The following is a 9,410-nucleotide window of genomic DNA, read 5'->3' on the forward strand; positions in this document are numbered from 1 at the left end:
GTTGGACGGCAAGGCTACCCCGCCACACGATCGCCCAGCGGCGTCTCCAGACCGGGATCCGGGGTGACCGGATGTCCCGGAATCCGTGACCGGGTCAAATCGGAGTCACTGACCGGATGTTATCGGAATGCCTGACCGGATGGCCCCGGAACGCGCACGGGACCGGTAAGTACCGGCGGTTTCTGGCGATATGTCACTTAGAAGCGCCGTCTTTTGTCTGCGCGAAGGCGCGCAGGCTGCAGTTCTCGACGACCTTCTGCATCGGCAGGCGGCGGTCCTGCGGCGGGACGGCGCCGGAGGGGTGCTGGGAGGTCCGCCGGGTGCGATCTCGCATTTTCAGATGAGAGGGTGCCAAAACGAAGGTAGCGCCTCCAGGGCGCCCTCATGCAATCAGGCCGCTGGAGGTCAGCTCCTGGGGAAAGGAGCGTCTGGCCCGGCTGCTTCGCCTGTCGGGACACTCCTCATCTTCACCTGGGTGCGGAGGTGGTTGACCTCGCCGCGGAGATCGGGGAGACCGCTCTCGATGGCGAGAAGCTTCCCGCAGATGTGGTTCTGCATCGCCACGAGCCGGGCGTCGAAGTGGTCCTTCAGGTTCTCCGTGCGGGCGACGATCAGGTCGCCAAGTTCCCCGTTGGTCATGTCCATCTCCAGTCCCCTCGATAGTTGGGTGCTGCGCGCCCCGGGCCTCCGAGCCGGTCGGTCATGCTGCCTGTTCTTCGTCGGGCATCCATTTCTTCGATCAATACGGCGGGGCCGTGGCATTGATATGGGCGATTGTTTCCCTGTTCACGCTGCGTTCCGCCGAGCATGTTCTTCTTCGTCGTCGGTACCGCGCCAGCGGGCGGCCGTGACGGCACCTGCGAGGATCAGCAGCTCGCAGACAGGGCCGCTGGTGGCATAGCGAGGCACAGGAGGGCGGCGTCCTCGGGCGAGGTGCGGCTCTGGACCGAAAGCCTCTACAAGATCGATCCGGCCCTCGCCGCGGCGGCCACGGTGATGCTGCCGATTGTCGTGCTGCTCGTGACCTTGGCAGGATTGCTCCAGATCCGCTCCCGCCGGAGAGCTTGACCTTCTTCGTCACAGCTTCGGCAGCTCCGCCTTTTGGCGCTGCCGCCTTATCATCAGGACATCATCTTCCGGGGAGGGAAAGAAGGCGGCAGCCCGAGGGAGGAGGAGCGGGCTGCCGCCGAAGTCCGCGGTTCAGGGAGGAGGAGGAACCGCTGGAATACTCGTCAACTGATAGCCCAACATAGCCGGAGCGCTGCGCTGCGGCAATCCCATAGGTTGCAAAACCGGCATGATGATTGCGCATGGCGATGGCGCTGAAGTTGCCCGCCCGGCACTTTGGCGGCCGGTGAAGGCTGCACCCTGGACATCGTCGGCCATCCAGGCGGGCTGGAGGCCGTCATCCTCGGGCGAAATTTGCGGGGAAGCGAAGGGGAAGCTACGGCCGGGCTCCGCCCGCCTCCGCTTCCCCCAAATCGTTATCTTCGATGTTGCTGAGCCGTCACCTGCAATTTCGCGCCGCAAAAGGGCAGCGGGGGGCTCGCCGCGTGCCCGGGAACCTGCGGAGATGTCTCGTGGCAGGGACCGGTGAACAAAGCGGCCATATTCGCCATGCGTCCAGCTTGAGGCCCCGACGCACCGCCCGCGCTGAGCTGCCCCGGAGATCGCGGCCTGATCGGACGCATCTGCCAGCCGGGTGACGGGGGTGGAGCCGTGCTCGCCCGGGCGCGCCGCAATGCTCGGTGCCGGATTTCCGTCACCGCTCCGCCTGCCATCCGGAACTCAGAAACGGCCAGGAATTAATCATCTGCCGCACTCAGGGATGCCAATCTATGCAGAAAGCGCCAAATGAATCGCAAGGAAGAGAAAATTATTCAAACGCACAGGATTCCGTGCATGTTGATCAAATGATTCAAAATGGCCCCGGGCATGATCAAATGAGATCCGGCCGGGGCGGGCCGCCCGGACAGGCATCCGGGCCGGGAAGCAACGGGGAAATGGACATGACACCTTCTGCAAACACCTGCCGTGCCGCAGGGCGCGCCCTGGGCGTCGCCGCGCTGGCTCTCGCGGCGGGGCTGGCCGTCGCAGCGCCGGCCTCTGCCAGGGACCTGCGCCTCAAATTCGCGGGGACGCTGCCGGTCGAGCACCAGGGCAGCAAGATGATGGAGCAGATCGCCGAGGAGATCGAAGCGGCCGATGTCGGGCTGAAGGTCACCGTCTTCCCGGCGAACCAGCTGGGTTCGGGCGAGGAGCTGTTCGAGGACACGATCCGCGGCAATATCGATTTCTCGATGGGCTTCATCTACGCCCACAAGGACCCGGTCTTCGAGATCAACTCGATGCCCTACCTGGCGGGCGACTGGGACGAGATGAAGTCGGTGGTGCGCAACCCGGATTCGGCCTTCAACCAGATCATGTCCGAGCATCTCGAAGGCGTCGGGCTTCACCTGCTGGCCAACAACCCCGAAGGCTTCGCCAATGTCCTGTCGACCAAGATGCCGGCCGACTGGGACGGGCTGGGGCCGAAGGAGATGAACATCCGTGTCTGGTCCTCGAATGTCGTCAACGACACGATGAAGGCGCTCGGCTTCAACACCACGACCATCGCCTGGGCCGACATCTTCCCGGCGCTGCAATCGGGCATCGTCGACGGCGCGGAATGCTGCACCAAGCAGGCGACCTACACGATCTTCGCGAAAAGCGGCGTCGGCAAGTACTACTTCAACTACAACGCCTTCATGGAGATCTCGACCTTCTACGCCTCGTCGAAGACCTGGGAGAAGATGAATGACGAGCAGCGCGCCGTCGTCTCCGCCGCCTTCACCCGTGCCGCGGACGACTTCTTCGAGTGGAACAGGGCCAATGACGCGGCCTTCGGCGACCAGCTGGTCGGCGCGGGCTACGAGGTGCTGACCCCGGATGCCGCGAAGGCCGCGGCGATGCGCGACCATGTGCGCGAGACGATCTGGCCGCAGATGGCCGAGGTCGTCGGCCAGGACGTGCTGGACCGCATCCGCGCCGATCTGGACTGATCCCTCCGCGGTCCGCGCCCCCCGGCGCGGGCCGCCCCTGCCGAGCGGAGCCCGCATGAGCGACCTGAGCCCTTCCCTCCCGCCCGCGATGGCCCGCCCGCTGCGGGCCGTCCGGGCGGCGATGCACGCGATCATCATCGCCAATGGCTGCCTGATGGCGGTCACCTTCTTCTGCGTGGTGATCCTGCGCTACGTCTTCCATGCCGACCTTTTCGCCTACGAGGAATGGCTGATGGCGGCGGCCTTCTGGGGCTTCTTCATGGCGGCGGCGGTCGCGACGCATGACCGGGCGCATGTCAATGCCGACATCCTGGGGCTGCTGGTCGCCGATCCGGTCTGGCGCTGGCGCCGCGCGGTGCTGGTCGAGACGCTGGAACTGGCGATCCTCTGCGTGCTGAGCTGGTGGGGCGTGCTGATGGTGGCCGAGGAGGTCGCCGCCTATCCGATGTGGCAGGCCACGATCGCGCTGAAGATCCCCTTCGTCGTGCCGCGCCTGGCCATCGCGCTCGGGCTCGCGCTGATGGCGCTCTTCACCGCGCTGCATCTCTACGTCCTGCTCAAGCGCGGTCCCGCGCCGGAGGAAACCGCATGATCATCGCCGGCAGCATCTTCGTCCTCTGCTTCCTCCTGCTCGTCGGGCTCAGCGTGCCGCTGGCCTTCGGCGGCGTGCTGATCTTCCTGTCGCTGGCCGCGGACCATGACGTCACCGGCTACCTGCCCTCGGGCCACTGGAAGATGAACTCGGTGGTGATCCTCGCCATCCCGCTTTTCATCCTCGCCGGCGCGATCATGGAGAAGGGCCGCATCGCGGAACCCCTGGTGCGGCTGGCGGAGCTTTTCGTCGGCCATCTGAAGGGCGGGCTGCCCGCGGCGGCCGTGGTCGCCAGCGGCGTCTTCGGCGCGATCTCGGGCAGCGCGAACGCGACGCTGACCTGCATCGGCGGCATCATGATGCCGCATCTGCGCCGCTCGAACTATCCCGAGGGGCTCTCGGCCGCGCTGATCGTCAACGCCAGCCCGCTGGGCCTGCTGATCCCGCCCTCGGCCTCGCAGATCCTCTATGCCTGGGTGGCGCAGCAATCGGTGCTGGCCTGCTTCCTGGCGACCGTCATCCCGGGGCTGATCCTGATCGTCCTGCTGTCGGTGGTGAACCAGGTGCAGCTGAGGACCTGGCGCGGGTTCGACCTGCCGCCGCGGCCCGCGGGGTTCGGCCCCGAGCTGAAGGCGCGGACGAAAAGCGCGCTGCCGGCGCTGGTGATGCCGGTGATCATCCTCGGCGGCATCTATGGCGGCATCATGACCCCGACCGAGGCCGCGGGCTTCGCCGTGATCTACGCCATTCCGGTCGCGATCTTCGTCTATCGCGGCATGACCTGGCGCGGCTTCCTCGACACGATGCGCGAGGGCGGCGTCACGGTCGGCGTCGTCATGATGATGATCTTCATGGTGCTGATCGTCAGCCGCTTCCTGATCTTCGAGGACATCCCGGGCATTGCCGAGGATCTGGTCTATTCGGTCTCCGAGAACCCGGTCGTGATCCTCCTGATGGTCAATCTGGTGATGATCCTGATCGGCATGCTGATGGACGACATCAGCGGGCTCCTGCTGGCGACGCCGCTGCTCTTGCCGATCGTGCAGGGAGTGGGGATGGACCCGGTGCATTTCTCCGCCGTGCTCGGCGTCAATCTCGGCATGGCCAATGTCACGCCGCCGACCGCGCCGCTCCTCTATCTCGGCGCGCGGGTGACCAAGACGCCGGTGGCGCGGATGCTGAAGCCGACGCTGCTCTTCATCCTCTTCGCCTGGCTGCCGACGCTGATGCTGACCACCTTCCTGCCGCAGGTCGCGCTGTTCCTGCCCGGCCTGCTGCTCGGACGGTGAGCCGGATGGCGCGTTTCGCATGCCCCGCCGGCCATCTGGTCGCGGTGCCCCTGACGGGCGCAGCCGCTAGCCTGTGCCGATCCGCGACCGGGCCGCGGCCAGCGCCGCCCGGACCGCCCCCCCGGAACGGAGACCGGCCATGAGCGAGTACCAGACCCTGCAGGACCGGCTGAAGCAGGCCCTGCCGCAGCTGCCCCGCGCGCTCCAGGCCGCCGCGACCTATGTCCTGGAGAATCCGGGCAATGTCGCGACGCGCTCGATGCGCCAGGTGGCGGCGGATACCGGCATCTCGCTCGGCAATTTCCCGCGGCTGGCCAAGGCGCTCGGCTACGAGACCTATAACGAGCTGCGCGCCGTCTACAGCGCCCATGTCCAGCGCTCGGGGATCGGCGACTACCATATCCGGGCCGAGACCCTGCAGGAGGTCGCCGTCGGCGAGGGCCAGAGCCGCGTCTGGGAGGAATTCCGCAGCGCCGCCCACCGCAATGTCGACGCGCTCTTCGAGCAGAACCATCTTAGCCAGGTGCTCAGCGCCGCCGAGAGCCTCGCCGGTGCCCGCACGGTCTATGTCACCGGCATGCAGGCCTCCGTCTCGGCGGCGGTCTATGCGAAATACCTCGGCACCATGGTCTCCGACCGGTTCCGCATCGTCTCGGGGCTGGGCGGCGTCTTCGCCGACGACATCGCCGAGATCGGACCCTCCGACGCGATGCTCGCCATCTCGATGCGCCCCTCGAGCGAATTCGCCATCCGCATGGCCGAGGCCGCGAAATCCCGCGGCGCCAGGCTGGTCGGCATTACCGACAGCGACGCCTCGCCCCTCGGCCTGATCGCCGACGAGGTGCTGCTGACCCCCAACAAGAGCCCGATGTTCTTCGATTCCTACCTGTCCGTCACGCTGCTGGTGGAGCTGCTCTTCGGCTTCGTCACCATGCAGCAGCCGGGCGCGGTGGCACGGATCGAGGAAATGGAGGCCAACCGCGTCGCCCTGGGCGAATACTGGAAGAACAAGGACTACTGACCATGGCCGACAGCGCCGCCCTCCGCATTCTGGCCTGCCAGATCGACATTCCGCCGATGACCACGGCGGCGGAACGCGATGCCCATCTCGCCCGCGTGGATGCGGAGATCCGCGCCCGGCTCGCGGCCGAACCCGCCGATCTGGTGGTCCTGCCGGAACTAGCCAGCATCGACTATTCGCGCGAGGCCTTCGCCTGCCTCGGCGCGATGGCCGAACCGCTGGACGGTGCCTCCTTCCAGGTCTGGAGCCGCCTCGCCCGCGACTGCGGCGTGCATGTCGCCTACGGATTCGCGCGGACCGACGGGGAACGCAGCTACATCTCGGTGGCGGCCGTGGCGCCCGATGGCCGCCTGCTGGGCCATTACGACAAGCTCCACCTCGCGCAATACGGCGCCTCGATGGAGAAGGAGTACTTCACCCGCGGCGACCACCTTTTCGTCTTCGAGGTGAAGGGCTTCCGCCTGGCGCCGATCATCTGCTACGACATCCGCATCCCCGAGCTGTCGCGCGCGCTGGCCGTCGGGCAGGGGGCGGATGCGATCCTGCATTGCGGCGCCTATTACCGCGACCTCTCCTTCCACACCTGGCACGACTTCGCCGTGGCCCGCGCGCTGGAGAACCAGTGCTACCTGCTGTCGCTGAACCGCGCCGGAGAGGCCTACGGCAATTCGGTCTTCTGCCGCCCCTGGCATGACGAGACGGTCCTGCCGCGGGTCTTCTCGCAGTCGCGCGAGGAGTTCCGCCTGCTGGAGCTGACCCGCGCCGAGCTCGACGAGGTGCGCGAGACCTATTCCTTCCTGCGCGACCGGCTCGATTCCTACGACCTGGCCTGCTGCAGCTAGGCCCGTCCGGCGCCGGGTCCGTCCCGGCGCCGTTTCCGCTCAGCCCATCCGTTCGGAGGAGTAGCTGCCCGGGGAGGCGGGGAAGACGACGGTCTTCGAGCCGTTGAGGAAGGCGCGGCGATGGGCATGGGCGTGGATCGCCCGCGCCAGCACCTGCGCCTCGACATCGCGGCCGAGCGAGACATAGTCCTCGGGGCTCTGGGCATGGGTGATGCGCACCGTGTCCTGCTCGATGATCGGCCCCTCGTCGAGATCGGCGGTCACGTAATGCGAGGTCGCCCCGATCAGCTTCACCCCGCGGGCATAGGCCTGCTTGTAGGGGTTCGCGCCCTTGAAGCTCGGCAGGAAGGAATGGTGGATGTTGATGATCCGCCCCGACATCCTGGTGCACATCTCGTCCGAGAGGATCTGCATGTAGCGCGCCAGCACGATCAGCTCGGCGCCCGCATCCTCGACGACCTTCATGATCCGCGCCTCGGCTTGCGCCTTGGTGTCCTTCGTGACCGGGATGCAGTGGAACGGGATGTCGTGGTTCACCACCACCTTCTGGTAGTCCATGTGGTTCGAGATCACGGCCACGATCTCGACCGGCAGCGCGCCGATCTTCACCCGGTAGAGCAGGTCGTTCAGGCAGTGGCCGAAGCGGCTGACCATGACCACGACCTTCATCTTCGCGGCCTCGTCATGGAAGGCGAACTCCATGTCCTTCCCGGCGGCGATGGCGGCGAAGTCCTGCTCCAGCGTGCCGAGCGCGGCGCCGGTCTCGGGGACGAAGCTGACGCGCATGAAGAACTGGCCGGTCTCCATGTCGTCGAACTGGGCGCTGTCGGTGATGTTGCAGCCATGCTCGGCCAGGAAGCCCGCGATGGCGGCGACGATGCCCCGCGTCGAGGGGCAGGCCACGGTCAGGCAGAATTTCGGGGCCGCGAGGGCTGTGGCATCCGCCGCGGCGGTGCGGGTCTGGAGGGTCATGTCCGGAGCTTTCTCGTCAGGTCAGGCCGCGCGCTGCGCCGGGGCGGGCAGGCCCTCGAGGCGGCGGCAGGCGGTGAGGGTGTTGGCAAGGAGGCAGGCGATGGTCATCGGTCCGACGCCGCCCGGGACCGGGGTGATCGCGCCCGCGACCTCCGCGGCCGAGGCGAAGTCGACATCGCCGACCAGCCGGGTGGTGCCGTCCGGGCCCGGCAGGCGGGTGATGCCCACGTCGATCACGGTGGCGCCGGGTTTCAGCCAGGCGCCGGAGACCAGCTCGGGGGCGCCCGCGGCGGCGATGACGATATCGGCCTGGCGCAGCAGGGCGGGCAGGTCGCCTGTATGGCGGTGCGCGACCAGCAGCGTGCAGTCGCGCCGCAGCAGAAGCTGCGCCATCGGCCGGCCGACGATCGGCGAGCAGCCGATCACCAGCGCGGTCTTGCCGCGCAGATCGCCCAGCTCCTCCTCGATCAGCATCAGGCAGCCCATGGGCGTGCAGGGCACGATGCCCTCGCCGCCAGAGGCAAGCCGCCCGGCATTGACCGGGTGGAACCCGTCGACATCCTTTTCCGGCGCGACCGCTTCGAGAACCCGGGAACGGCTGATCTGCGGCGGCAGCGGCAGCTGCACCAGGATGCCGTGGACCGAAGGATCGGCATTGAGCCGGTCGATCAGCGCCAGCAGCTCCGCCTCGGAGGTTTCCGCGGGCAGGCGGTGCGCGACGCTATGCATCCCCGCGGCCTCGGTGGCGCGGATCTTGGCGGCGACATAGACGCTGCTGGCCGGGTCTTCGCCAAGGAGGATCACGGCGAGGCCCGGGACGGTGCCGGTGGCGGCCGCCAGCGCGGCCACCTCCTGGGCAATCTCCGAGCGGAGCCGCGCCGCGCGGGCGCGCCCGTCGATCAGCCGCGCCGTCATCCGACCTTCTCCGCCAGCTCCGGCACGGCCTCGAAGAGGTCCGCGACCAGGCCGTAATCGGCGACCTGGAAGATCGGCGCCTCCTCGTCCTTGTTGATCGCGACGATGACCTTCGAGTCCTTCATCCCCGCAAGGTGCTGAATCGCCCCGGAAATCCCGGCCGCGATATACAGATCCGGCGCCACCACCTTGCCGGTCTGCCCGACTTGCCAGTCATTCGGCGCAAAGCCCGAGTCGACCGCCGCGCGCGAGGCGCCCACCGCCGCGCCCAGCTTGTCCGCCAGCGCGCCGATGATCGCGAAGCTCTCCTCGGAGCCCACGCCGCGCCCGCCCGAGACGACGATCTTCGCCGAGGTCAGCTCGGGACGGTCGCTCTCCGCCAGCTTGTCCTCGACCCAGTCCGACAGACCCGTCGTGCCCGGCACGGCGACCGTCTCCACCGCACAGGCGGGCTGGCTTCCGGCGGCCTCGAATGTGGAGGTCCGGATCGTCGCCACCTTCTTGTTATCGCTCGATTTCACCGTCTGGATCGCGTTCCCGGCATAGACCGGACGCTCGAAAGTCGCGCCGTCCACGATGGCCGTCACGTCCGAGAGGATCATCACGTCCAGCAGCGCCGCCACCCGCGGCATGATGTTCTTCGCATCCGTCGTGGCCGGGGCAAGGATATGTTCATGCGACTCGGCGAGGCTCGCGATCAGCTGCGCGGTGTTCTCCGCCAGCCGGTGGCCCAGGGAC

10 protein-coding genes are annotated in these 9,410 nt (G+C 67.4%); 6 read left to right on the top strand and 4 right to left on the bottom strand.

Annotated elements, in window-relative coordinates; translation table 11 throughout:
- Positions 1-405: 405 nt before the first annotated feature.
- Entirely contained in the window at positions 406-645 is a 240-nt protein-coding gene (locus FGX59_RS34850) for a hypothetical protein (protein ID WP_138473085.1), read from the bottom strand.
- 162 nt (positions 646-807) lie between these two features.
- Between FGX59_RS34850 and FGX59_RS34855 the strand changes: the two genes are divergently transcribed.
- From FGX59_RS34855 to FGX59_RS34880, 6 genes are all read left to right on the top strand, one after another.
- Entirely contained in the window at positions 808-1,068 is a 261-nt protein-coding gene (locus FGX59_RS34855; protein ID WP_138473086.1) for a hypothetical protein, read from the top strand.
- Between the two features lie 941 nt (positions 1,069-2,009).
- Positions 2,010-3,041 carry a TRAP transporter substrate-binding protein DctP gene (dctP, locus tag FGX59_RS34860; protein ID WP_138473088.1) on the top strand — a complete coding sequence of 344 codons (1,032 nt, stop codon included), beginning with the start codon at positions 2,010-2,012 and terminating at the stop codon, positions 3,039-3,041.
- A gap of 55 nt (positions 3,042-3,096) precedes the next feature.
- Complete coding sequence (locus FGX59_RS34865; protein ID WP_138473090.1) at positions 3,097-3,633, top strand: TRAP transporter small permease; 537 nt, start codon at positions 3,097-3,099, stop codon at positions 3,631-3,633.
- Complete coding sequence (locus FGX59_RS34870; protein ID WP_138473092.1) at positions 3,630-4,922, top strand: TRAP transporter large permease; 1,293 nt, start codon at positions 3,630-3,632, stop codon at positions 4,920-4,922. The genes FGX59_RS34865 and FGX59_RS34870 overlap by 4 nt, the downstream gene beginning before the upstream one ends.
- Before the next feature lie 139 nt (positions 4,923-5,061).
- Positions 5,062-5,943, top strand: coding sequence for a MurR/RpiR family transcriptional regulator (locus tag FGX59_RS34875; RefSeq protein ID WP_138473094.1), 882 nt, complete (start codon positions 5,062-5,064; stop codon positions 5,941-5,943).
- A gap of 2 nt (positions 5,944-5,945) precedes the next feature.
- On the top strand, positions 5,946-6,785 hold the full coding sequence (locus tag FGX59_RS34880) for a carbon-nitrogen hydrolase family protein (RefSeq protein ID WP_138473096.1): 840 nt from the start codon (positions 5,946-5,948) through the stop codon (positions 6,783-6,785).
- 39 nt (positions 6,786-6,824) lie between these two features.
- Here the strand turns inward: FGX59_RS34880 and purU are convergent, their stop codons facing one another.
- The 3 genes from purU to FGX59_RS34895 form a co-directional block, all read right to left on the bottom strand.
- On the bottom strand, positions 6,825-7,757 hold the full coding sequence (purU, locus tag FGX59_RS34885) for a formyltetrahydrofolate deformylase (RefSeq protein ID WP_138473098.1): 933 nt from the start codon (positions 7,755-7,757) through the stop codon (positions 6,825-6,827).
- A gap of 21 nt (positions 7,758-7,778) precedes the next feature.
- Entirely contained in the window at positions 7,779-8,672 is an 894-nt protein-coding gene (locus tag FGX59_RS34890) for a bifunctional 5,10-methylenetetrahydrofolate dehydrogenase/5,10-methenyltetrahydrofolate cyclohydrolase (RefSeq protein WP_138473100.1), read from the bottom strand.
- The coding region (locus FGX59_RS34895; protein WP_138473102.1) for an electron transfer flavoprotein subunit alpha/FixB family protein at positions 8,669-9,410 on the bottom strand (742 nt) is incomplete at its 5' end. The genes FGX59_RS34890 and FGX59_RS34895, both read right to left, overlap by 4 nt.

Source organism: Poseidonocella sp. HB161398 (assembly GCF_005870025.1).
Taxonomy (GTDB): domain Bacteria; phylum Pseudomonadota; class Alphaproteobacteria; order Rhodobacterales; family Rhodobacteraceae; genus Mangrovicoccus.

Excerpts from the sequence above, each read along its gene's own strand:
- FGX59_RS34850 (WP_138473085.1), bottom strand. The coding sequence starts at position 645 with ATGGACATGACCAACGGGGAACTTGGCGACCTGATCGTCGCCCGCACG.
- FGX59_RS34890 (WP_138473100.1), bottom strand. The coding sequence starts at position 8,672 with ATGACGGCGCGGCTGATCGACGGGCGCGCCCGCGCGGCGCGGCTCCGC.
- FGX59_RS34865 (WP_138473090.1), top strand. The coding sequence starts at position 3,097 with ATGAGCGACCTGAGCCCTTCCCTCCCGCCCGCGATGGCCCGCCCGCTG.
- FGX59_RS34875 (WP_138473094.1), top strand. The coding sequence starts at position 5,062 with ATGAGCGAGTACCAGACCCTGCAGGACCGGCTGAAGCAGGCCCTGCCG.
- purU (WP_138473098.1), bottom strand. The coding sequence starts at position 7,757 with ATGACCCTCCAGACCCGCACCGCCGCGGCGGATGCCACAGCCCTCGCG.
- dctP (WP_138473088.1), top strand. The coding sequence starts at position 2,010 with ATGACACCTTCTGCAAACACCTGCCGTGCCGCAGGGCGCGCCCTGGGC.
- FGX59_RS34855 (WP_138473086.1), top strand. The coding sequence starts at position 808 with ATGTTCTTCTTCGTCGTCGGTACCGCGCCAGCGGGCGGCCGTGACGGC.
- FGX59_RS34880 (WP_138473096.1), top strand. The coding sequence starts at position 5,946 with ATGGCCGACAGCGCCGCCCTCCGCATTCTGGCCTGCCAGATCGACATT.
- FGX59_RS34870 (WP_138473092.1), top strand. The coding sequence starts at position 3,630 with ATGATCATCGCCGGCAGCATCTTCGTCCTCTGCTTCCTCCTGCTCGTC.